Source organism: Streptomyces sp. NPDC005574 (genome assembly GCF_040605435.1).
Classification (GTDB): domain Bacteria; phylum Actinomycetota; class Actinomycetes; order Streptomycetales; family Streptomycetaceae; genus Streptomyces.
In genome coordinates this window covers 15,114-37,336 of sequence record NZ_JBEXCW010000031.1, presented here as the reverse complement: position 1 = coordinate 37,336, position 22,223 = coordinate 15,114, and the positions used below count along the sequence as shown (strand labels likewise).

Below are 22,223 nucleotides of genomic sequence, written 5' to 3'. Positions count from 1 at the left end.
ACGAACACGTGGACCCCACCCCCCTTCGCGAGGCCTACCGCGCGTTCCTGGACGCCGCCCGGACGGTGGCCGCCTCCCCCACGACCACCGTCCCGCCCCCCGGCGAGTGGAACACGGACCAGATCCTGGCCCACGTGTCGCTGGTCAGCGCGGCCACCATCACCGCCGTCTCCTCCACGGCGTCGGGCGGCGTCACGACGTACGACAACCGTCTGGCCCTGGACACCTGGACCCTCGACCGCGTCATCGCGCTCGCCGGCGGCACCACCGGCCTGCGCGAACGCGTCCGCCACCAGGCGGAGGCCCTGTGCGCACTGAGCGGCCCCACGCTGAGCGACACCGAACTCGACACCCCGCTCCCCGCCCTCCTCCTCTCCCACGACACGGTCCTGGTCAACGGACCCGTACCCCTCCGAACCCTGATCACGGGCCTCACGGAAGTGGAACTACCGGGCCACAGAGCCCAGTTGCTCGCGCTGGTAGCGGGCGGTGAGCGCCCAGTTGACGCGTCGGCCGCGTGCCCCGGGTCGACGCATGCGTCCAAGTACCGGCCGGATATGGACAAACTCGCAGGTTAGAGCGGGGTTGCCGGGGCGTAGACGCAGACGTGGCGGATCGGCAATGGGCCGCGACGACTCATGCCGCCGTGACCGGCTTTCGGACATCGATCACCGCAATGGTGACAACCCGGCACGCCGCCTGGAACGATCACCGCGTACCCGAGCCGCACTCCCATGCCACCCCGCCGCCCACCGGCCCCAGCAGGGCACTGCGCGTCACCGGCAACACGCCCGGCATCTTCACCGTCGACCCCGGCTGTCTCGACCGCTGGAGCCTGGCCTTCTGATCCCGGGCCGACTCACGAGGTCGGGTGGCTCGGCGCCTTCCGCCGGCGCACCGTATGCCGCCGGTGCCGTCACACGGCACGGCCCGGCCGCCACCCCTGTGGGGCGGCGGCCGGGCCGTGGCCTGCTCGTACCACCGGCTGAGCGGTGGCTGGTGGGTTCCTGTCAGCCGCCGCTCTTGCGCCGGAACGTCCGCTGGCCGGTCGCCGGGCCGTGCGCGCCGCGGATCTTGGAGGCGTCGCTGTTCGCGGCGAGGGCCGCGGCGTCGGCCTGCTGGCCGCGCTTGCGCGCGAGGCTCTCGCGGAACTTGCGCTTCAGGTCGTACTGACCGTCCTCGTCGGGCGCCAGCCCCGTGGCAGGGGCCTCGGCCGACTCGGTACTGTCCTCGGGCATGTCCGCGGGACTGTCCTGCGGGGCGGACTCGGCAGCCATGGTGATCTCCTGAGGTCGGGCGGTGGGAACCACAGCTTGTCATGCCGGGCGCCGCGGCGGGGAGACGCCCTCGGGCCCATGCCGTACGACCCCTGCCGTCCCCCTCGTTCCCGCCGTGCCGGAGGTGACAGCCGCGTCGCCTCGCCGGACGGGCATGCGCACGCTCTATCGAGGTGATCACCCGTTGGTGAGTTCCTCCGACCCGGCCGCCGGTGGCCCGTGATGCTCACAGGAGCGGCGCGTGACCGGTGCCGCCGCGGCGACGGGTGGATGGAGAGGCGGGCATGGCGCGGGACACGGGGCGTGCGGAGGGCATCGACGAGCGGGCGGTACTGGTGGTGGCGGGCCTCGCCGACCTGGCGGTGAGCACCCTCGGGTCGGCCGTGGGAACCCTGCGGGGCCTGCTGCGCCGTTCGGACGCCGCCGACCTGGCCGCGGAGGCGGAGCGGGACCTGCGGGCGCGCGGACGGCTGGTGCTGGACCGGTACGCGACCGTGCCGCCCGCCCACCTGGAGGTCCTCGCCCGGCACGTCCTGTCACGTCAGGCCCGCGACGGTGCCTGACGTCTACGAGCCGGCCGCCTTCAAGGCCCGCGTGGACGACGTACTGAGCCGGTTCGTGGCGGACGAGACCGACGAGCTGATCGCCATCGATCCCGAACTTGCTCCGGTAGCGGCGCAGTTGGAGGCGGCGGCGGCCGACGGCAAGCGACTGCGGGCGGCGTTCTGCTACTGGGGCTGGCGGGCCGCGGGCCAGCCGGACAGCGACGCCCTGCTGCGGGCGGCGGCCTCCATGGAACTGGTGCACGCCGCCGCGGTGGTGCACGACGACCTGATCGACGACAGTCCCCTCCGGCACGGCAGGGCCACGGCGCACGTCGCCCTGCGCCCGGCGGTGCGCGGGCGACCGGCCGCCACGGGTGCCGCCAGATCACTGGCCATGCTGGTGGGAGACCTGCTGATGGCGCTGGCCGGGCAGCTGTTCGCGTCCAGCGGCCTGCCCGCCGCCTTCCTCGCCCGGGCGCGGTCGCTCTGGTCGGCGCTGGCCCGCGAACTGATCGCCGGTGAGTGCCTGGAGATCCTGCGCACCGGCGCGCCGCCGGACACGTCCGCCTCCCTTCAGGTGATCCGGTACAAGACCGCCAAGTACACCGTCGAGCAACCCTTGTTGATCGGCGGTGCCCTGGCCGGCGCGGGCCAGCGGATGCGGTCGGGGCTCTCGGCGTACGGGCTCCCGCTCGGCGAGGCCTTCCAGCTCCGCGACGACCTGCTCGGTCTGTTCGGTGATCCGTCCCGCACCGGCAAGGCCGGCCTGGACGATCTGCGCACGCACCGGCCCACCGCCCTGCTGGCCGAGACCTGGCGCCTGGCCCGCGCACCCGAACGGGAACGACTGCGCCTCCTGCTCGGCCGGCGCGACCTGGACACCGAGGCCCTGGAGACGGTGCGCGACATGATGCGCCGCCTCAAGGCGCCCGACCGGATCGAGCAGATGATCACACTCCGGGTCGAGGAGGCCACCCATGCCCTGCACGGCCTCCACCTGCCCCGGCAGGCCAACCACGCCCTCACCGTCCTCGCGCGCTCCGCGACGGACCGGCACCACTGACGCCGGCCGGCTGGGCCCCCGAGTCGACGACCCCCGGTTCTCGAAAGCCCCGAAGCACCCACCCACGCCCATGAGCCAAGGAAGCCCGTGATGACCTCGCCCTACACCGAGACCGCCATGAACGCTCTGCGGCAGTCCGGCGACGAACTCGCCGACACGGTCGTGCGGACCCTCTTCGAACGCGGCGAGGTGGGGAAGTTCAACACGCTCATGCGGTACGTCTCCACCGCGGGCGCTCCCCTGCCGGACGGTCTGCCCGACGTCGCCCGCGCGTACCTCGCCGAGACCGCCGCGCCGCCGGCCTGGGTGGACTGGGCGGAGATGGAGAAGGCACGCCTGTTCTTCATCGACAACAACGTGCACATCTCCACCGCGCTGTCCTTCGCGTCCATGCCCGCCTGCTATCTCGTCCCGCACGTGGCGAAGCTGCTGTCGGCGACGCACGCGCTGGCCTACCCCTCCAAACGGATGGCCGAGACCGGGCAGTTCACCGTGTACCTCATGCAGCCCGACGCGTTCGAGGCCGGCAGCCGGTTCGTCCCCGCCGTTCAGAAGGTACGACTGCTGCACGCCGCCGTCCGCCACCACCTGGAGCGGGAGAACCGCTGGGACGTCGGGACGCTCGGCACGCCGATCTGCCAGGAGGACATGATCGGCGGGCAGATGTTCTTCTCCCTGCTGGTCCTGGACTCCCTGCACCGGCTCGGCGTCCACATGAGCGAGGAGGGAGCGGAGGCGTACTTCTACGCCTGGCGGGTGGTCGGCGCCATGCTTGGTGTCGACGTGGAGCGGATGCCCGCGGACCTCGGCCGGGCCCGCCAGTTCCTCGACCTGTACATGATCCGGCACATGGGGCCGTCCCCCGAGGGCGCGCACCTGACCCGCCAGCTCATCGACCTGTACGAGGAAGTCGTCCCCGGCACCTTCTTCGACCCGGTCGTCTCCGCGCTGATCCGCTACCTGGTCGGCGACACCTGCGCCGACTGGCTCCAGGTCCCGCGCACCGCCTGGGACACCGTCACCAAGGCCGCTCCCACGCTCCTCGGCATCCTGGAGACGCTGGAGGACCGTTCGCCGCTCGGCGCCTGGGCCCTGGACCGCCTCGGCCACCTCACGACTGTCCTGGAACTCTCCGCGCTGACCCGGGGCCGCGTCATGCACTACGCGATCCCCGAGCAGCTGAAACCGGACTACGGCATCTCCTCGGCACCGCCTCCGGCGCGCCGCTGGAGCCCGCCCGCTCCCCACGTCGGCTGAGAGCGGGCGGCCGTCACCGCCAGGGCTCCGTGGCAGGCGGTACGGCCATGACGAAGCCGCGCGTCCCGCCGCCGCACCGTGCGGGCCGGCGACGGGTCACGCCCCCGGGACGCGCGGTCCGGAGATGACGAAGCCGCTCCGCGGCCGGGCCGGCACCCGGCGCAGCGAGATGCTCAGGTCCTGCTCCGGCACCGTGTACTCCAGCCGGGCCAGACGCACCGCCAGCGACTCCAGCAGGCCGATGGTCGCGCCCTCACCCGGGCAGCGGTGCCCGGTGCGCGGATCACCACCGCCCTGCGGGATCAGTTCGTCGCGCTCCACGGACCGCTCCAGGAACCGCTGCGGGCGGAAGGCATACGGGTCGCCCCACAGTTTCTCGTCGTGGTTGTGGCCGTAGACGTCCAGCATCACCATGCCGCCGGCCGGCACGTGTTCGCCTTGCCACGTCAGGTCCTTGACCGCCAGGCCGCCCAGGAACGGTGCGAACGGGTAGAAGCGGCGGACCTCGTGCGCGAACGCCGCCGCGAACGCGGCGTCGTCGGCCCACAGCCGTTCCCGGTTCTCGGGCCACCGGTGCAGGGCGTGCGCGCCGAAGGCGACGAACCAGGACACGGCGACCGTGGGCCGGACGACGTTGAGGAGTTCGACCGCGGCCGCCCTCGGGTCCAGCGGCCCGCCCGTCGCCTCGCGGTGCCGGCAGACCTGCTCCAGCACCGAGTCCGCGGGCGCCTCGAAGGTCCCGGAGCGGACGTCCTCCACCAGCAGGGACAGCCGGGTCTCCAGGCGGCCTCGGGCGCGCCGGGCCCGCCAGTGGCGCGGTCCGAGGGTGGCGAACCCGTCGACCATCGCGACGAGGTCGCCGGCCGTCCGCTCGACCTCGTCCTCGTGCAGCGGGATGCCGGCCCAGCGGAAGACTCCGCGGGTCAGTACCTGGCTCGCCGCGTCGAACAGGACGGTCCGGGGGCTGTCGGCCCAGGAGGCGACCGCGTCGTCCCAGGCGGCGGTGACCTGTTCGACCAGGCCGGCGATCCGGTCGACGTGCAGGAGCGGCAGGAACAGTGCCTTGCGCTCGCGGTGGGCGTCGCCGTCGAGGGTGTGGACCGCTCCGTGGCCGAAGAGGGTGCCGCGCACCGGCTCCGGGATGGCGCCGTGGCGGCGGACGTGCTGCTCGTCGTAGAAGAACCGCACGGCCTCCGGCCCGCGCACCGCCAGTGCGGGGCGGCCCATGACGCGGGTGCGCACCACGGAGGTCCCGCTCTCGCGCATACGGTTCGGCAGCCAGGCGTAGCCCTCGGCCCGCAACGGCAGGGTGCTGTCGATCAGGGGTCGAGACATGTCCATGCTGGCCGAGTGCCCTGGCCCACCCCGGGGACACGCGGGGTGGCCGGCCGGCCGGAAGGCGGCGGCTCATGGGCCGGGTGGCGACGGCGATCCGGGCGTCCGGAAGCGACGGCCTCGGCCGCCGGACCGCCGTCAAGGCCGTAGAGGCCGTCAGGGGCGGGGGTTCACATGCCGTCGCCCGCGCCCGCGCGCGTCCGAGGGGCGGCGCCCGCACACGGACGCGCACCGGGGGCAGACGCGCCGCACTCGGTCGGCGGCACCGCCGGACTCGGGGAACGTCTCGGTCCGGTCGATGCCGGACAGGCGGACGAGTTGCGAGCGGCTGAGGGACAGCCCGCACACGGTCTGGTGGGTGCCCGGGAGCCAGCCGTGGACCTCACCGGCGGGCAGCCAACGCCCGTCCTCCTCGTCCCACCAGCGCCCGGAGGCCGCCACCCGGTACTTCGTGCTCCCCTTGGTCCCCGCCATGACTCCCGGGTTCCCCGACGGCGGCCGGGAACGCCTCGGCGGCGCGGCAGGACCGTGCCTCACGGGCTGGTCAGGGCCTGGGCGCCAGGTTCTTGATCAGAATGTTGGACCAGCGCATCTGGCGCAACGTCCGCGGATGGCAGGCGAGTTCGAGAAGGAGGTCGGTGAACGCCGCCAGCGCCGGTCCCGGACCCTCGTCGCTCACCACGCCTCCATGTCATGCAAGGCCCGCACCGGGGACGGTCCACACGTCGCCGCCGCGATCCCGTACGGCGGTGAAGAGACCGTCGTGCGAGGCGTGCGCGGGATCGGGTGAACGCGGGTGCCGTGAGTGCGCCGCGCCGGGGTACCCGGATCGGCCGCGAACCGGCGGATACACCACGCGCACGAAGGAAGGCCCGACGATGAGCGCACACGCCCCCTCGCAGGCCGAGGTCGAGCCGGAGCACGACCCGGCCGTGGACGACGACCCGGCGGGGACGTCCGGCCGCCCGGACACGCCCGGGTCCACTCCCCTGCGGCCGGACGCGGACAGTGCGGAGGAGCAGGAGGAGTGGGAGGCGGGGTGGTCCGGGCCGTGAGGACCCGCACCGGAACCCGGACGAGAAGGAGTCGGGCCGCGGCGCGGCCGACGGACTCACCGGCCCCGGACGTCACCGCGGGCCAGGGGGGCGACGTCGGCGTGGCGGCCGGGGCGGACAGCGGCGTGACGCTGCCCTGGCCCGGGGCCGTCCCCGGCGGCGAGGGTGTCGGCGACGGCTCCCGTGACGAAGCCGTAGACGGCCTTGTGCAGGACGTCCACCAGGAGTTCCTTCCGCGGCCAGGTCGTGGGCGGCGCACCGACGCCGGTCAGGTTCTCGAGGATCTGGTCGTTGGTGAGCCGCACGACGGTGAACTTGGCCGAGGCGACCGCTCCCCGCACCCCGGCCTGGGCCATCACCGAGCGCAGCACGCCGAGGAGCGCGGCCTGACCGAAGTGCATGGCCCAGTTGAGCGGCAGCGGCTGTCGGCCGGGGCGCTCGGGCAGGCCCGCGAGACGCTGGAGAACGCGGGCCGGAACGTGGGAGTCCGGCCGGCCGGTGACGACCTGCTCGATCTTCTCGCCGAACGTCATCACGAGTCCCCCGGCCGCACCCGCGACGAGCCCCTGCCACACCGCACGCCTGATCATGCGCGGGCGAGTACCCGTTCCCGACCGCCCTCACTCGGGGGATCAGGGAAGGGTCCCCGGTCCCCGGGCGTACGGTCGGTCCCCGTGTCCGGAACCGAGCCCGCCGTGCGGCCGTACGAGGGAACGAACGCCGCTGAGGGGCACGGTGACCGTCACCACCGCTCCCCTCCGGGGCGGGTCGGCCGGTCCCGCCGGAGATCTCCCTTCGGGGTGGATCCCCGTGGTTCCCGACGGCGCAACGCAGGGCCGAGCTCGAGCTATGGGTCTCCGGCCCGGAAAGGACAGCGATCATGTCCGATCAGACGTTCGCCCTGCCTGATGTGACCTCACTGCTGCTGAGCACCGAGTCCGTCGAGCAGGTGCTGCAGCACCTCGTGGACAGCGCCCTCTCCCTCGTGCCCGTCGCGAGCGGAGCCGGGATCACCCTGGAGCGCCAACGGCGGCCGTTGACGGTGGCCAGCGCCGGCCCGAGCGCCCTGGACCTGGACGAGGCCCAGTACGGACAGGACGACGGGCCCTGCCTCCAGTCGCTGCGCACCGGCGAGGAGGTCTCGGTGCCGGACATGCTGGACGAGGACCGCTGGGGCCCCTACCCCGCGTATGCCGCCGCCTGCGGCACCCGGTCCTCGTTCTCCCTGCCGATCGCCGCGCACAGCCACACCGCCGGCGCGCTCAACGTCTACTCGCCGAAGTCGTCCGGCTTCGCCGGTGCCGATCTCGCGGGCCTGCGTGCCCTCGCCGCCCAGGCCACCGGTGCCATCGCGCTGGCGCAGCGCATCGCCGACGCGCAGCAGTACGCCGACGACCTGCAGACCGCGATGGAGTCCCGCAGTGTCATCGACCAGGCGATCGGCGTGATCATGGGTCAGCAGCGGTGCTCCGCCGAGAGGGCGTTCACCCTGCTGCGCATGGCGTCCCAGCGGCGGAACGTCAAACTGCGGGACGTGTGCAGGGAGTTGCTCGTGAACGTCGGCGGCGGGCCGCCCTCCGACGGGGGAACGTTGCGTCCCCGGCCGTGAGCGGCCCGCCGCCGTCCGTGCCGGTCTACGCCGGGGCCGGCTCGTAGGTCCAGCGCAGCAGGGCGCCCAGGCCGCCCGTCGGGATGTCGGCGTCCGGGACGTCCGTGCCCGCGTCCGGTTCCGGCACGGGGACGATCACGACGTCGGCGGCGGTGGCCACGGCCGCGCGCAGCAGGGCGTCGTCCGCGCGTACCGGTGTCGGATCGCTCTCCCCGAGCGTCTGGGCGTCGGTGCGGCGCACGGCCACCTGGTCGGGCCGGGTACCCGCCCAGGTCTCCCGTCCGAGGTCCGGTCCGCCGGGCCGGACCAGGAGGGTGCCGATGCGGTGTTCCCGGGCCGCCTCCACCAGTGCCGGTACGCCCTCGACGGCGTCCGTGGGCCGGTCCGTGCCGACGCGTCCGGCGCGGAACCGGTCGAGCGCCTCGTCGAGGCGCCGTCGCGCGTACCGCTGCCGGGCCCGTCCGACGGCCTCCTCCAGGGCCGGGGAGGACGATCCGGCGGCGCGGCCTCCGTGTTCGGTCTCCGCAGTGACCTCCCGGACGGCCTGGGGCAGCCGCTCGTGCACGGCCGGCCGCTCACGGGGATCGCCGACCAGCACGACGAGGTCGGCACGGGTCTCCTCGTACGCCGCTGCCAGCGCCTGGGCGATCTCGTTGGCGTTGTGCTCCCAGGTGTTCTCGACCTTGAGCTGGAAGTGCCGCTCGGACCAGTCGGCCGAGGCCGTCCGGTGCACGGGGCGCCGCCTGCCCTCCACCTGACCCACGTCCTGCGGTCCCGCCGGCCCGCGCAGCTCGAGGTCCGCGCCGGTCCGGTCGATGTAGGCGACCAGGCAGACCGGGTCCTGACCGGTCAGTTCCAGCAGCGGCGTCAGGCGGGGAAGGGGAGCCCAGCAGGCGATCTCCCGCTGGGGCGGCCGGGAAAGCCGGTGGCTGAGCACCACCTCGCCTCCGGCGGCGAAGACCACGCGGCCCGCCGGGTCCTGCGCGGGCCCGATCTCCGTGAGTGCCTCGCGTACCGCTTCCGTGGTCGCGGTGTCCGCCCCTTCCGCCTCCAGCGTCCGGCACGCCTCGCGGACCGCGAGCTCGTGCCGCTTGGCACCCGACTCATCGGGGTGCGCGGGCCCGAAGTACACCGTGGCCCAGGGACCGGGGCGGTCGAAGAGCGGTTGCAGGAATGAGAGTTGCACGCTTTCTCCTTCTTCATCCGGTTCCCGGGGCGGGTGCCCGGAGGGCGGCGAGGGACACGTGGGGAGAACCACACCGACAAGAAGGGCGGTTTGTTCTATTTGTTCACGTTTCGACGCGGTGGGTACCCGGCGTGTCCTCGCGCGGAACCGCTGCGCCGGCGCAGGCCAGGGAGGCCGCACATGGCCGACATCAGTCCGATCGATCTGCAGAAGGCCCTCAAGGGCGCCGCGTATCCCTCCAGCCGCGACGACCTCGTCTCGCTGGCCCGGGACAACGGCGCGGACGACAAGGTGGTCGAGAAACTCACCCACTCCGGGACGCAGCGGTTCGCCGGCGCCAACGACGTGCAGAAGGCGGTGTTCAAGGGCGCGTCGCGCTGAGCGGTGCGTGGCGCTGAGGCGTGTGAGTGGCGCTGAGGCGTGTGCGTGGCGCTGAGCCATGCGTGGCGCTGAGCCATGCGTGGCTCCGGGCCGTGCGTGGCTCCGGCCGTGCGTGGCTCCGGGCCGCCGGACGCGTCGGCGGCCGAGGGCTGCATGCGGGCCGCCGCCTGCCGGTCGTCCGACGTGTGGTCGTCCGACGTGTGGTCGCCCGACATGCGGTCGTGGGCGCGCCGATCCACCGCCAGCTGGAGCGCCGGTCGCCCGCCCGGAGTCCCGGCATCCGGCGGACGACCCGCAGCCGCGCTGCCCGCCGTGGGCGCGCCGGTCAGCCCGGGAAGCGGCCGGTGGAGCGCAGGTGCCAGCGGCGCTCGGCGTACGCCAGGTCGTCGCGCCACAGCCGCCCGGCTGCCGCCTTCATCAGAGGGCGCAGCACGGGCGCCGCCGCGCGCGCCACGGCGAAGCCCCGGCGGTCGGAGCTCGCCACGACCGCCTCGACCACCGCGGTGCGGGGCCTGCCCCGGTCGTCCGGGCCGAGCGGGGTGGCGTGCGTCTCCACGACCGAGCCCTGTCCCTCCCCGTCCGTGATGTGCATGACGACCGTGCGCGGCTCGGGGGCGGTGAACACCGCCCGGACCGGCACCACGAGCCGTCCGGCGAGTTTGAACGACACGTCGACGGCGAACCGGTCGCCGTCCGCCTCGGCCGTACCCGCCGACGCGGGGTCGTCCGCCGTCGGCGAGGGAGCGGAGCCCTTGGCGTCCGGGGCCGACACCACCGTCAGATCGACGAACGAGTAGGGGTGGAACCACGCGCCGTGCCACGGGTCCAGACGGTTGGCGACGACGTCCTCCGGCTCGCAGGTGCCGACCGTCGTGTAGACCGCCGAGACGGCGCCGGGCAGCGCGGGCCGGACCGGGACGACCGGCTCCGCGGTCGGCGGCTCCCCGCCGGCCGCGTCCAGCCGCACCCACAGCAGTACGCCGTCGTCGTGCGCCGGCAGTGGCTCCCAGGCCGCGAACGGCGTGCCGTTGAGGGCGAGTCCGTGCCAGTGGCACACGAGCGTGCCGCAGCGCACGGGGCTGTCCCGCAGGGGCGCGCCGAGGTGCGGGCAGATGCCCGGGCCGGCGACGGGCCGCCCGTCGGCGTCGCGCCACACCACGATCTCCTGACCGGCGACCGTCCGGGCGAGCGGGCGGTCCTCGCGCAGGTCACGCGTGGCGCCGACGACGTACCAGTTGCCCGAGGGGCGGGTCTGGGCCCGCTTGAGGGCCTCCGCGATCAGGGCGGGCTTCGCGTCCCGCCAGGTCGGCCGCTGGTTCTCCCAGGCGACGGGCCGGCTGCGCAGCGAGAGCGGATAGCGACGGCGGCGGGCCGGGCGTTCGGACTTCATGCGGCCTCCTCCGGTACCGGCCGGGTCGACGTGCCGGACGACGGCGCCGACGCCGTCGCCTCACCCGCGCGAGGGGCGATGACCCGTCCCTGCCCGGGGCGTGCGCGGACCCGGGCCGCCAGGACGCGGGCCAGTCCGTCCAGTGCGACGGCGGCGCGCCTGCGCCGGGGTACGGCCGCACGGCGGTGGACCACCGCGTACCCGTCCTGGGCGACGGCATCCAGGATGCCGCCGTACAGCACGAAGGCGGTACGGATGCACGGGCGCGAGACCGGGTCGAGCATCGCGAGTCCCGGCGCGGCCTCGCGGTAGACCTGGCGGGTGAGGTCCTCCATGGCACGCAGCGCCTGGGTGATGCGGGGGTCGCGGCGTCCGGTGGACCGGCTCCAGTACAGGAGTTCCCGGTCGGCGCCGTGCGCCCGCAGCAGGTCGGCCGGCAGGTAGACGCGACCGCGGTCGAGGTCCTCCCCCACGTCCCGCAGGAAGTTGGTCAGCTGGAAGGCCACGCCGAGGGCGGCCGCGTGCGGTGCGGCCTCCTCGCGCGCGGTCACCGTCCCGAGGACCGGCAGCATCTGCAGTCCGATGACGGCGGCGGAGCCGTGCATGTAGGTGCGCAGGTCGTCGTAGGTCGGGTAGTCGGTGACGTCCAGGTCGCTGCGCATGGACGCCATGAAGTCGGTGAAGTGCCGGTGGTCGATGGCGTAGCGGCGGGCGGTGTCGGCGAGCGCGAGGACGACCGGCTCACTGCTGTGCCCGGTGCGCAGACCGTCCTCCAGACTGCGCTGGAGATCGGTCAGAGCCGTTCTGCGGTGGTCGGGGGTGGTGGCCGCGTCGAGGGAGTCGACGATGTCGTCGGCCCAGCGGGCGAAGCCGTACAGGGCGTGCACGGCCGGGCGGCGTTCGACGGGCAGCAACCGGGTGGCGAGGAAGTACGTCTTGCCGTGCCGGGCGTTGAGTTCGCGGCAGCGCGTGTACGCCTCCCGCAGACGCGGGTGGGTGACGGCCGCCGCGTCGAGTTCACGGTCACTCATGAGGCGGTTCCTTCCGGCGCGGCGCTACGGGGGCGGGTGCGGGTGCGGGAACGGCCGGGCCCGCGCGTCGTGCCTCCGGTGACGCGGGCGGCGGCCAGCTTGCCGGACAGCAGCACCGGCGGCACACCGACGCCCGGGGTGGTGCCGCACCCGGCGAGTACGGCGTTGACCGTGCCGGCGACCAGGTTGCGGGGGCGGAAGGGGCCGGTCTGGGCGAAGGTGTGGGCCGCGGAGAAGGGCGTGCCCGCCGCGTGCCCCTGGGCCTGCCAGTCCGCGGGGGTGACCAGGCACTCCTGCTCGATGGCCGATCCGATGCCGTCCAGTCCGCGGCGTTCGAGTTCTCTCAGCAGGCTGTCGCGGTAGCGGGGCGCCAGGTCGGCCCACTCCGCGGCGCCGGGCCCGATGTCGGTGTTGGGGCAGGGGGCGAGGACGTAGTGCAGGTGCCGGCCGGGGGGTGCGAGGCCCGGGTCGGTGGCCGTGGGGCGGGTGATGAGCAGCGAGGGGTCGCTCATCAGGCTGCCGGTGCGGGTGAGCTCGTCGAACGTGCTCCGCCAGGCCGCGCCGAAGGAGATGGTGTGGTGGGCGAGTTCCGGCCAGGTGCGGTCGGTGCCGGCGTGCAGGATGACGGCGGACGGCGAGTGCCTGATCCGCAGCGGGCGGCGGGGCGTCCGGCCGAGCAGCCGGTAGGTGACGGGCAGGTCGGGGGTGAGGACGACGGCGTCGCAGGGGATGCGGCCGTCCGCCGTGACGACGGCGGTGACCCGGTCGCCGGAGCGCTCGAGGCGGGTGACCTCCTGCCCGAACCGCAGGTCGGCGCCCGCCTCGGCGGCGGCGTCCGCCATGGCGCGGGGCAGCGCGTGCATCCCGCCGCGCGGGAAGTAGACGCCCGCGACGGTGTCCATGTAGGCGATGACGGCGTACGCCGCGAGGGCGCGGGCCGGCGGGACCCCGGCGTAGAGGGCCTGGAAGGAGAAGACGCGGCGGAGGCGTTCGTCGTGGATGAAGCGGGCGATGCCCGGGTCCAGCCGGCCGAAGCCGCCGAGGGCGGCGAGCCGTGCCAGGTCGGGCGTGAGCAGTTGCAGGGGTGAGTCGAAGTTCGTGTCGATGAACCGGTGCCGCTGGGCCTGGTAGAGCTGCTCGAGCCAGTGGCGCAGCCGCCGGTAGCCGGCCGCGTCCCGGGTCCCGGCGAACCGGGCGACCTCCGCCTCCATGGCTTCGGCGTCGGTGTGCACGTCGAGGGAGCTGCCGTCGGCGAAGCGGGCCCGGTAGGCGGGGTGCAGCGGGATGAGGTCGACACGGTCGTGCAGGCTGTCGCCGACCGCGGCGAACGCCTCGTCGGCGATGTCCGGCATGGTCAGCACGGTCGGCCCGGTGTCGATGCGGTAGCCGCCGCGCTGGAGGAGACCGGCCCGTCCGCCCGCGGTCGCGTCCCGCTCGACGACCGTGACCCGGCGTCCGGCGCCGAGCAGGTGCAGGGTGGCGGCGAGGCCCGCGAGACCGGCGCCCACCACCACGACGTGGTCGGTGCGGCCGGGAAGCGTGCGGCTCATCGGATGGCTCCTTCGGCTGTGACGGCGAGGAGCAGCGACGCGGGCATGCCGTCCTCGGTCCCCGCCGGGACCGGGAGGCCGTCGGCTTCGGGGGACGCGCCGCCCGCCGCCCGCAGCAGCTGCGCCAGGCGCGGCCGGCCGTGGCCGGGGAGCGCGGCGCCGTCGAGGTGGCGCATGCCCTGAGCGACCAGCCGGCGGATCTTCTCCTCGACGAGGTCACGCGCTCCGGTGCCGACGAGGACCTCGCGCACCTCGTCCAGCTCCGGGTCGGACAGGTCGGCGCGGCCCAGCGAGTCGCGCAGCACGACGGCGGCCCGGTGGTCGCGCGCCGCGTCGGCGCGGGCCTGCGCCACGGCCGCCAGGTAGGTGGGCTTGCCCGCCCTGATGTCGCTTCCGGCCGGCTTGCCGGTGCGCGCGGGGTCGCCGAACACGTCGAGCAGGTCGTCACGCAACTGGAAGGCCATGCCGACGCAGCGGCCGGCCGAGCACAGCGCCCGGGTCGTCGCGGCGTCGGCCTCGGCGAGGGCGGCGCCGAGCGCCAGCGGCCGCTCCACGGAGTACAGCGCGCTCTTCAGACAGGCGGCGCGGATCGCGCGGGCCACCGACCGCGAGGAGGTGGCCTGGCCCTGCAGGTCCAGGTACTGGCCGGCCACCATCTCCGTCCGCATGGCGCTCCACAGGTCACGCACCCGCGAGCGGACACCCGGCGCCAGGACGGTGTCCGCGACGATGTCGTCGGCCCAGGCCAGCGCGAGGTCGCCGGCCAGGATGGCGACGGCCTCGCCGAACCGGGCGCCCTGCGCGGGCGGGACGCGGTCGGCGTACTGGGCGGTGACGTCGGCGTGCAGGGCGGGGCCGCCGCGGCGGCGCGCCGAGCGGTCCATCACGTCGTCGTGGACCAGCGCGCACGTCTGGATGACTTCGAGGGCGGAACCGAGATTCAGGGCGGCCTCCGCCTCGGCCGTACCGCCTCCGCAGGCGCGCAGCGCCCACCAGGTGAACTGCGACCGGGTGCGTTTGCCGCCGTCCAGGGTGAAGCGCGCGACGCGCGTGGCCACGTCCTGGCCGAAGGACGGGTCCAGGGCGGTGGCGCGGGCTACGCGCTCCGCCATCAGCCGTTCGAGGACGCGGCCCACGGCGGCGGGGACGTCCCGGTCGATGACGTGCGGGTCGGACGTCCCCAGCGGGTCGAGGTCCGGCTCGGCGTCCTCGGCGTCCTGTTCCGGACCGGGTTCGAACGGCAGGCCCACCGGGCCGCTGTCGGCGGGGCGCCGGCCCGCGGGTCCCGCGAAGGCCGGAGGGCACGCACGGTGTGCCGCGCTCGGCGGCCCGGCCGCACGGGGGTCCTTCGCCTTGCTGGGCCGCATCCCGGGTTCCTCTCGTCGTGACAGCTGACATCCGAATAGGCATTCCGCGTGGCAGGCGCACACGGATGCGCGAGTGACGAAACAGAGGGCGAGTCCTCCCGCCGCCCGTCCGCGTCACCGCCGCGCCACCGGCGGCGGCGCGACTTCGGGACATCTGTGCCACGCCCGCCGGGCGTCGGAACGGCATCCGGGTCAGGACACCCCGCACGCCCCAGCGGCCCACGCGGCGCGGGGGGCACGACGACAGGTGCCACGCATCCTCCGCCGCAGGCCAGGCTTCTGACGGTTCGCCGCGGGACGGCTCCCGCGCGCATCGAGTCGGCGTGGCCTGCATCCGCAGGGGTACGCGGGACGGAATGCTTGCGGCAGGGCGAGCCGGTGAAGTGTGGGGCGAACAGGTGCGGACGAACGTGTGGGCGGCAGACGTGTGCGGAACGGACTTGTGGGCGGCAGACGTGTGCGGACCGGGCGTGTCAGGGCAGACATGTGCGGCGCGCACACGTGCGTGGCACACATAGCGGTGTGGGTACGGTCGCGTGCGCGCGGGGACGTGTGTGCGGGACATGTGGGCGCACATCAGGCAGCTGAGGGCACGTCATGTGCCTGCCCCACGAGTGGCGGCACCACAGGTGTCGGCACCACAGGTGTCGGCACAACAGGTGGACGCCCGCGCACCGGCGGGCGCGGCGCCCACCCCGCGCACACCACAGGTTCGCCGGACACAGAACGTAAGAGGAGGCAGGGGTCGTGCTGGAGGCGGACGTGGCCATCGTGGGCGCGGGTGCCGCGGGGCTGTCCCTCGCACACCGGCTGGCCCGACACGCGCCCACGGCCCGCCCGGTCTCCGTGGCGCTGGTGAACGCGCCCCCCGGAGCGCTGCGTCCCCCGCGGCGCACCTGGTGTTTCTGGGAACCCGACGCCGGCCCCTACGACGCGGCGCTCACCGCGTCCTGGCAGCGGCTGCGCGTGCACGCGCCGGGCGGGCGGCCGATCGAGCGAGATATCGCGCCGCTGCGCTACAAGATGCTCCGTTCGGACGACTTCGAGGACCTGATCGCCCGTGACCTGGCCTCGAGCCCCCTCGTGCGCGGCGTGGAGGCGGCGGTCGAGACGGTGGAGGACGTGACCGGCGGCGTCCGGCTGCGCGCCCGCACCGCAGAGGGTCGCGCGGTGGACATCGGTGCGCGCTGGGTGTTCGACTCCCGCCCGCTCGGCAGCCTGCCCGCCGCCCGCACGACGCTGTTGCAGCACTTCCACGGCTGGTTCGTCCGCTGCCGCCGCCCGGCCTTCGACCCGGACGTGGTGGGACTCATGGACTTCCGCACCCCGCAGCCGGCCCGCGGCCTGTCGTTCGGCTACGTGCTGCCCATGAGCCGACGGGAGGCCCTGGTGGAGTACACCGAGTTCTCCCCCGCGGTACTGGCCCCGCACGAGTACCGGGCGGCGCTGAGGCACTACACGGAGGACGTCCTGCGGCTGCCCGACGCCGAGATCGTGTCGACGGAGACCGGCGTGATCCCGATGACCGACGCGCCGTTCGCCCGGCAGAGCGGCGCGTCGGTCTTCCGGATCGGTACGGCGGGCGGCGCGACGCGTCCCGCCACCGGCTACACGTTCGCCGCGGTGCAGCGTCAGACGCGAGCCGTCGCCGAGGCACTCGGCGCCGGACGGCACCCGCTGCCCCCACCGGCCCATTCGGCGCGTTCCCGGGCCATGGACGCCGTGTTGCTGCGCGCCCTGGACAGCGGACGGGTCGACGGCGCCGCCTTCTTCGCCCGGCTGTTCACGCACGTCCCCAGCGCGCGGCTGCTGCGCTTCCTCGACGGCCGTACCCGCCTGCTCGAAGACCTGGGGATCGGGCTGCGCACGCCCGTTCTGCCGATGCTCCGCTCGGCCGCCGAGCTCCCCTTCCTCCCCCGCCGGCCCTTCCCCGGGCCCTGACCCCGCGGCGCGAGCCGCCGCACCCCGCACCCTCCGACCCGCATCCCGCACACCGCCACCCCCTCCACTTCGACGAGGAGACCGCATGACCCTGCTGCGCGACGAGGCACTGGCCACCGCGTTCGACCGGGCCGCCCGCAGCTACGACACCCTGGTGGCGGCCAACCCGGGCTACCACTCCCACCTGCGCCGCTCCGCCCGCCGGCTGGGCCTGCCGCGGCAGGGCGAGGGGCTGCGGGTGCTCGACCTGGGCTGCGGCACCGGCGCGTCGACCGCCGCCCTCTCCGCCGTACTGCCCGGCGCCGAGATCACCGCGGTCGACGCGTCCGCCGGCATGCTGGAGCGGGCCGCCGCGAAACGCTGGCCGAAGCACGTGAGCTTCGTGCACGCGCCGGCGGAGGGCCTTGCCGAGGCCGGGGTGGACGGCCCCTTCGACGCGGTGTTCGCCGCGTACCTCTTCCGCAACACGGCCGAGCCGGACGCCGTGTTGAAGACCGTGCACGACCTGCTGGCGGCGCAGGGCCGGCTGGCCGTCCACGAGTACGCCCTCAGCGGCCGGGCCAGGCACCGCCGTGTGTGGACGGCGGTGTGCGGCGGGGTCGTCCTGCCCGTGGCCTCGGCGCTCGGGGACGGGGAGCTGTACCGCCATCTGTGGCGCAGCGTCGTCGAGTTCGACACGGCGGACCTCTTCGCCGACCGGTTGCGCCGGACCGGGTTCGACCGCGTTCGGGTCCTGCCGCTGCCCGGCTGGCAGACCGGCATCACCCACACGTTCGTAGCGGCACGCGCCGACGGCCTGGACGGGGCCGGCCGATGAGCGCCGCCCGCCGCGGCCCGGCACCGCGCCGTGGCAGGGACCGGCACGCCCGGGTGCTGCGCGCGGCCCCCGGAGCCCCACGCGTCGAGGCGGCACGGTCCGCGACGACCGCCGTGGTGGGCGGTGGGATCGCCGGTCTCGCCGCCGCGACAGCCCTGGCCGAGCGAGGGGTGCGCGTCACCCTGTACGAACGGGAGCGCACCCTCGGCGGGCGCCTGGCGGGTTGGCCGACCGAGCTCAGCGACGGCACCGCGGTGACGATGAGCCGCGGCTTCCACGCCTTCTTCCGCCAGTACTACAACCTGCGCGGCCTGCTCCGCCGTACCGACCCGGGCCTCGACCGTCTCACCCGGCTGCCCGACTACCCGCTTCGCCACAGCAGCGGACTCCAGGACAGTTTCCGGCGCGTCCCGCGCACGCCGCCGTGGAGCGCCCTGGGCTTCGTCGCGCTGAGCCCCACCTTCGGGCTGCGGGACCTGGCGGCGATGGACCCGATCGCCGCGCTGCCCCTGCTCGACGTCCGGGTTCCGGAGGTGTACGAGCGGCTGGACGGCGTCAGCGCGCACGACTTCCTGCGCGCGATCCGCTTCCCCGAGGCGGCCCGGCACCTGGCGTTCGACGTGTTCTCCCGCAGTTTCTTCGCCGACCCCCGTGAACTGTCGGCGGCGGAGATGGCGTTGATGTTCCACATCTACTTCCTCGGTTCGTCCGAGGGGCTGCTCTTCGACGTCCCCGACGAGCCCTTCCCCACCGCCCTGTGGGAACCCCTCTCCGCCTATCTGCGGGGACACGGCGTCGAGGTACGCACGGCGACGGCCGTCGAGGGCGTCACGCCCGTACCCGGCGGCGGCTTCACCGTCGCCGCCGGCGGCGGGGAGCAGCGCCACGACACCGTCGTCCTCGCCCTCGACACGGGCGGCCTGCGCGCGGTGGTCGCCGGCTCCCCGCGGCTGGCGGACAGCCGATGGCGCGAACGGGTGGCGCGGCTGCGCGGCGCGCCGCCGTTCCTCGTCTCCCGCCTGTGGCTGGACCGCCCGGTGGCCGCCGAACGTCCGGGGTTCCTCGGCACCAGCGGATACGGGTCGCTGGACAACGTCAGCGTCCTGGAACGCTGGGAGAAGGAGGCGGCGCGCTGGGCGGGCCGCACCGGCGGGTCGGTGGTGGAGCTGCACGCCTACGCCGTACCGGAGAGCGCCGACCGGGTCGGCGAACAGAAGCGTCTCGTGGAGCGGTTGCACGAGGTGTACCCGGAGACGCGCGCGGCGAAGGTGGTCGACGTACGGCACGAGTGGCGCGCGGACTGTCCGATGTTCCCGGTGGGCGGATACGCCGACCGGCCGACGGTACGCACCCCCGACCCGGGCCTGGTCGTCGCCGGTGACCTGGTGCGCACCGACCTGCCGGTGGCCCTGATGGAGCGGGCCGCGACGAGCGGCTTCCTGGCCGCCAACGCCCTGCTGGAGCGCTGGGGTGTGCGCGGCCAGACCCTGTGGACTGTCCCCGACCGCGGACGCGGAGCCGCCCTCAGAGGGCTGGCCAGGTGGGCGCGCGACTGACCGCGCCCCGGAACCGCACCGGGACGGGACGGCGCGGCGGTGTGCGCTCCGTCCCGGGACGGAGCACACCGCCGTGGTACCGCTCCGCCTCAGGGCAGCGGGGTGCCGCCCGTCGCGTTGAAGATCTCCGCGGTGACGTAGCGCGCCTCCGGGGAGGCCAGGAACACGTAGGCCGGGGCCAGTTCGGCGGGCTGTGCCGGCCGGCCCCAGGCCGTCTGCTTGCCGAACTCCGAGGTGTCGGGCATCGTCGCGGGGATCAGCGGCGTCCACACCGGACCCGGCGCGACCGCGTTCACACGGACCCCGCGCTCCGCGACCATCTGTGCCAGCCCCTGGGTGAAGGTGACGATCGCGCCCTTGGTCATCGCGTAGTCCAGCAGGTGCGGGCTGGGCTTGTACGCCTGCACCGACGTGGAGTTGATGACGCTGCCGCCCTCCGGGATGTGCGGCAGGGCGAACTTCGTGAGCCAGAACATCCCGTACAGGTTGGTGCGCAGGACCCGGTCGAACTGCTCGGTGGAGATGGCCTCGATGCCGTCGGGCTGTGACATCTGGTACGCGGCGTTGTTGACCAGGACGTCTATGCGGCCGAACTCCGCGACCGCCCGGTCGACCAGGTCGCGGCAGTTGGCTTCCTCGCGGATGTCGCAGGAGACGGCGACCGCCTTGCGGCCCGCGTCCTCGACCAGCCGGCACGTCTCGCGTGCGTCGTCCTGTTCCTCTTCGAGGTGGGTGAACAGCACGTCGGCACCCTCGCGGGCGAAGGCGAGGGCGACGGCCCGGCCGATGCCGGAGTCCCCGCCCGTGATGACCGTCTTACGGCCCTCCAGCCGGCCGGAGCCCCGGTAGGACTCCTCGCCGTGGTCGGGCGGCGGGTCCATCGGCCCGGTCCAGCCGGGGTGGGGCTGGCCCTGCGACGCGAAGTCCGGGCGTGGCTGCTGTACAGCCGGGTTCTGTGCGGAGTGGGTCTCGTCCGCCACAACGGCCTCCTGTCTCTCGGTGGGTCGGTCGGACATTCACCGGGTTCCCGGATCGGGCCGACCGAAAGGCCCCGCTTGCGGCGGAAACACCGGGACACCGACGGCCGCGGGTCAGTGGGCCGCGCGCTCCTGGCCGGGTCTGGTCACCACCGTGAGCAGGTCGTCGCGTCCGGACACGGCGTCGAGGGCGAGCGTCCGGTATCCGGCCTGCTCGAAGAGCACGGTGATGCGGTCGCGGTCCTCGCTGAGGACCGTGCCGTCGCCCCACTGCTCGTGCCGCACCTCGGCCCCGACGGGATAGGCGTCCGCCGCCGGGTGGACGGGCCGGTCCTCGGGCTCGTCCGCGGCGCGCGCCTCGTCGCAGGTGTCGCAGTTGCCGCACGGTTCCTCGTAGTCCTCGCCGAAGTAGCCGAGCAGGAACCGCCGTCGGCAGCCGGTCGTCTCGGCGTAGGCCCGGGCCATCTCGACGCGTGTCCGGTCGGTACGGCGATGCGCCTGCGCGGCCTCCTCGGCCCGCTCGGCCGCCTGGTCGGGGGACACCCCGGGAGCGGGCCGCGCCTCTCCCCGCTCCCCCGTGGCGACGGCCCCGGCCTCCTCCAGCAGGTTCACCGCCGCGGTGACCCGGTTCCTGGACAGGCCGGTGTCCTGGCGCAGCAGGTCCAGGTCGGCTCCGTCCCCGCTGTGGTCGTGGACGGCGCCGATCACCTTCGCCAGGGCGTCGCGGCCCGGGGACCGCGCGGCGAAGAAGGTCTGCATGCCGGTGTCCTCGGTCCGGTAGTGCAGGGTGGCCAGGGCCGGCCCACCATCCCTTCCGGAGCGGCCGACCTCCTGGTAGTAGGCGTCCAGGGAACCCGGCAGCGAGGCGTGCAGGACGGACCGTACGTCCTCCTTGTCGATGCCCATGCCGAACGCCGAGGTGGCCACCACGACGTCGGTCTCCCCGGACAGGAACGCGTCGTGTATACGGCTGCGTTCGGAGGCGCGGAGCCCGGCGTGGTAGGCCTCGGCGGCCAGTCCGAGGGCGGCCAGTTCACCGGCGTAGTACTCGCTGTCCTTGCGGGTCGCGGCGTAGACGATGCCCGGCTTGGGCTCGCTCGCGGCCCGCTCGACCACGGTACGGCGCCGGTCGTCGTCGTCCAGGTGGCGGCGGACCTCCAGCCTGATGTTGGGCCGGTCGAAGCCGGTCACCATCAGGTGGGGCCGGCGCATTCCGAGCCGCTCGGTGATCTCCTTGCGGACGGGTGCGGCGGCGGTCGCCGTCAGCGCCAGCACGGGGGGTCCGCCGATACGGCGTACGGCCTGTTCGAGGCGCAGGTAGTCGGGGCGGAAGTCGTGGCCCCAGGAGGACACGCACTGCGCCTCGTCCACCACGAACAGCGCGGGCCGCATCCCGGCCAGCCGCTTCACGACCTCCTCCTTCGCCAGCTGCTCCGGCGACAGGTACAGCAGCCGGGCCTCACCCCGGCGCACCGCGTCCCAGGCCTCCTCCGTACTCGCCGCGCCGAGGTCGGAGTTGACGGCGACCGCGCCGGGACCGTCGTCGCCGTCCGGGAGGCCGGCTATCTGGTCCCGCTGGAGGGCGAGGAGCGGCGACACGACCACGACCGGCCCCGGCAGCATCAGGGCGGGCACCTGGTAGACGGCCGACTTGCCGGACCCGGTCGGCATCACGACGAGGGTGTCCTCGCCATCCAGCACCCACTGCATGGCGGTGAGCTGCTCGGGCAGGAGGGCGTCCCAGCCGAACACGTCGGCCGCGATGTCCCGCAGGCGCGCGGCCCGTTCCCGCGCGGTCCGCGGCTCCTCCGGTCCCGGTCCGGGTCCCATGGCAGGCTCCCTCACTGGTCGCGTTCGGTGCGGACGCGTGGGAGCGCCCGCGGAGG

Annotated in this window: 23 protein-coding genes; 11 read left to right on the top strand and 12 right to left on the bottom strand. The window is 74.3% G+C overall.

Features of this window, described 5'->3' with window-relative positions; genetic code table 11:
• Positions 1–8 precede the first annotated feature (8 nt).
• Positions 9–578 (top strand): hypothetical protein, encoded by a 570-nt coding sequence (locus ABZT03_RS21190; protein ID WP_356041492.1) that lies wholly within the window; start codon positions 9–11, stop codon positions 576–578.
• Between the two features lie 98 nt (positions 579–676).
• Entirely contained in the window at positions 677–847 is a 171-nt protein-coding gene (locus ABZT03_RS21185; protein ID WP_356041490.1) for a hypothetical protein, read from the top strand.
• 163 nt (positions 848–1,010) lie between these two features.
• Here the strand turns inward: ABZT03_RS21185 and ABZT03_RS21180 are convergent, their stop codons facing one another.
• Positions 1,011–1,238 carry a DUF5302 domain-containing protein gene (locus ABZT03_RS21180; RefSeq protein WP_356041545.1) on the bottom strand — a complete coding sequence of 76 codons (228 nt, stop codon included), beginning with the start codon at positions 1,236–1,238 and terminating at the stop codon, positions 1,011–1,013.
• A 323-nt stretch (positions 1,239–1,561) separates the two neighbouring features.
• Here ABZT03_RS21180 and ABZT03_RS21175 point away from each other — a divergent pair, with 323 nt between their 5' ends.
• The 3 genes from ABZT03_RS21175 to ABZT03_RS21165 all read left to right on the top strand — a co-directional run bounded on the left by ABZT03_RS21175 (position 1,562) and on the right by ABZT03_RS21165 (position 4,142).
• Positions 1,562–1,840 (top strand): polyprenyl synthetase, encoded by a 279-nt coding sequence (locus ABZT03_RS21175; protein ID WP_356041489.1) that lies wholly within the window; start codon positions 1,562–1,564, stop codon positions 1,838–1,840.
• Positions 1,833–2,885: a polyprenyl synthetase family protein gene (locus tag ABZT03_RS21170; protein WP_356041487.1), complete on the top strand. Its 1,053-nt coding sequence runs from the start codon at positions 1,833–1,835 to the stop codon at positions 2,883–2,885. The genes ABZT03_RS21175 and ABZT03_RS21170 overlap by 8 nt, the downstream gene beginning before the upstream one ends.
• Positions 2,886–2,975: 90 nt before the next feature.
• The gene (locus ABZT03_RS21165) at positions 2,976–4,142 is read left to right on the top strand and encodes an oxygenase MpaB family protein (protein WP_356041485.1); all 1,167 of its coding nucleotides are present in this window, start codon (positions 2,976–2,978) and stop codon (positions 4,140–4,142) included.
• Positions 4,143–4,238: 96 nt separating this feature from the next.
• On the opposite strand, the gene ABZT03_RS21160 is transcribed toward ABZT03_RS21165, so the two are convergent.
• The 3 genes from ABZT03_RS21160 to ABZT03_RS21150 form a co-directional block, all read right to left on the bottom strand.
• Positions 4,239–5,483, bottom strand: a complete 1,245-nt coding sequence (locus ABZT03_RS21160; RefSeq protein ID WP_356041483.1) for a cytochrome P450 — start codon at positions 5,481–5,483, stop codon at positions 4,239–4,241.
• A 150-nt stretch (positions 5,484–5,633) separates the two neighbouring features.
• Positions 5,634–5,951 carry a hypothetical protein gene (locus ABZT03_RS21155; RefSeq protein ID WP_356041481.1) on the bottom strand — a complete coding sequence of 106 codons (318 nt, stop codon included), beginning with the start codon at positions 5,949–5,951 and terminating at the stop codon, positions 5,634–5,636.
• A gap of 70 nt (positions 5,952–6,021) precedes the next feature.
• Positions 6,022–6,156 carry a hypothetical protein gene (locus ABZT03_RS21150; RefSeq protein WP_356041479.1) on the bottom strand — a complete coding sequence of 45 codons (135 nt, stop codon included), beginning with the start codon at positions 6,154–6,156 and terminating at the stop codon, positions 6,022–6,024.
• A 199-nt stretch (positions 6,157–6,355) separates the two neighbouring features.
• Between ABZT03_RS21150 and ABZT03_RS21145 the strand changes: the two genes are divergently transcribed.
• Positions 6,356–6,532: a hypothetical protein gene (locus ABZT03_RS21145; protein ID WP_356041477.1), complete on the top strand. Its 177-nt coding sequence runs from the start codon at positions 6,356–6,358 to the stop codon at positions 6,530–6,532.
• Between the two features lie 56 nt (positions 6,533–6,588).
• Here ABZT03_RS21145 and ABZT03_RS21140 read toward each other — a convergent pair whose 3' ends face one another.
• Positions 6,589–7,122 (bottom strand): hypothetical protein, encoded by a 534-nt coding sequence (locus tag ABZT03_RS21140; RefSeq protein ID WP_356041476.1) that lies wholly within the window; start codon positions 7,120–7,122, stop codon positions 6,589–6,591.
• Positions 7,123–7,412: 290 nt separating this feature from the next.
• Between ABZT03_RS21140 and ABZT03_RS21135 the strand changes: the two genes are divergently transcribed.
• Complete coding sequence (locus ABZT03_RS21135; RefSeq protein ID WP_356041474.1) at positions 7,413–8,141, top strand: GAF and ANTAR domain-containing protein; 729 nt, start codon at positions 7,413–7,415, stop codon at positions 8,139–8,141.
• Between the two features lie 25 nt (positions 8,142–8,166).
• Here the strand turns inward: ABZT03_RS21135 and ABZT03_RS21130 are convergent, their stop codons facing one another.
• Entirely contained in the window at positions 8,167–9,327 is a 1,161-nt protein-coding gene (locus tag ABZT03_RS21130) for a Vms1/Ankzf1 family peptidyl-tRNA hydrolase (protein ID WP_356041472.1), read from the bottom strand.
• Between the two features lie 180 nt (positions 9,328–9,507).
• Here ABZT03_RS21130 and ABZT03_RS21125 point away from each other — a divergent pair, with 180 nt between their 5' ends.
• Positions 9,508–9,708, top strand: coding sequence for a DUF2795 domain-containing protein (locus ABZT03_RS21125; RefSeq protein WP_356041470.1), 201 nt, complete (start codon positions 9,508–9,510; stop codon positions 9,706–9,708).
• A gap of 325 nt (positions 9,709–10,033) precedes the next feature.
• Here the strand turns inward: ABZT03_RS21125 and ABZT03_RS21120 are convergent, their stop codons facing one another.
• Genes ABZT03_RS21120 through ABZT03_RS21105 form a run of 4 tightly spaced genes read right to left on the bottom strand, consistent with a single transcriptional unit; the run spans position 10,034 to position 15,046 of the window.
• On the bottom strand, positions 10,034–11,098 hold the full coding sequence (locus tag ABZT03_RS21120; RefSeq protein WP_356041468.1) for a DUF5914 domain-containing protein: 1,065 nt from the start codon (positions 11,096–11,098) through the stop codon (positions 10,034–10,036).
• Positions 11,095–12,129 (bottom strand): phytoene/squalene synthase family protein, encoded by a 1,035-nt coding sequence (locus ABZT03_RS21115; RefSeq protein WP_356041466.1) that lies wholly within the window; start codon positions 12,127–12,129, stop codon positions 11,095–11,097. The genes ABZT03_RS21120 and ABZT03_RS21115 overlap by 4 nt, the downstream gene beginning before the upstream one ends.
• Positions 12,126–13,679 carry a phytoene desaturase gene (locus ABZT03_RS21110; RefSeq protein ID WP_356041464.1) on the bottom strand — a complete coding sequence of 518 codons (1,554 nt, stop codon included), beginning with the start codon at positions 13,677–13,679 and terminating at the stop codon, positions 12,126–12,128. The genes ABZT03_RS21115 and ABZT03_RS21110 overlap by 4 nt, the downstream gene beginning before the upstream one ends.
• On the bottom strand, positions 13,676–15,046 hold the full coding sequence (locus tag ABZT03_RS21105) for a polyprenyl synthetase family protein (RefSeq protein WP_356041463.1): 1,371 nt from the start codon (positions 15,044–15,046) through the stop codon (positions 13,676–13,678). Before ABZT03_RS21105 ends, ABZT03_RS21110 begins: the two co-directional genes overlap by 4 nt.
• Positions 15,047–15,793: 747 nt before the next feature.
• On the opposite strand from ABZT03_RS21105, the gene ABZT03_RS21100 reads away from it, so the two are divergent.
• The 3 genes from ABZT03_RS21100 (at position 15,794) to ABZT03_RS21090 (ending at position 19,360) form a co-directional block, all read left to right on the top strand.
• The gene (locus ABZT03_RS21100) at positions 15,794–16,987 is read left to right on the top strand and encodes a lycopene cyclase family protein (protein ID WP_356041461.1); all 1,194 of its coding nucleotides are present in this window, start codon (positions 15,794–15,796) and stop codon (positions 16,985–16,987) included.
• Positions 16,988–17,072: 85 nt separating this feature from the next.
• Positions 17,073–17,804, top strand: coding sequence for a class I SAM-dependent methyltransferase (locus ABZT03_RS21095; protein WP_356041459.1), 732 nt, complete (start codon positions 17,073–17,075; stop codon positions 17,802–17,804).
• A complete protein-coding gene (locus tag ABZT03_RS21090; protein ID WP_356041457.1) occupies positions 17,801–19,360 on the top strand; it encodes an FAD-dependent oxidoreductase in 1,560 nt (519 codons plus the stop codon). Before ABZT03_RS21095 ends, ABZT03_RS21090 begins: the two co-directional genes overlap by 4 nt.
• Positions 19,361–19,449: 89 nt before the next feature.
• Here the strand turns inward: ABZT03_RS21090 and ABZT03_RS21085 are convergent, their stop codons facing one another.
• Positions 19,450–20,376, bottom strand: a complete 927-nt coding sequence (locus ABZT03_RS21085) for an SDR family oxidoreductase (RefSeq protein ID WP_356041455.1) — start codon at positions 20,374–20,376, stop codon at positions 19,450–19,452.
• Between the two features lie 75 nt (positions 20,377–20,451).
• Positions 20,452–22,167, bottom strand: coding sequence for a RecQ family ATP-dependent DNA helicase (locus tag ABZT03_RS21080; protein ID WP_356041453.1), 1,716 nt, complete (start codon positions 22,165–22,167; stop codon positions 20,452–20,454).
• Positions 22,168–22,223: the final 56 nt, after the last annotated feature.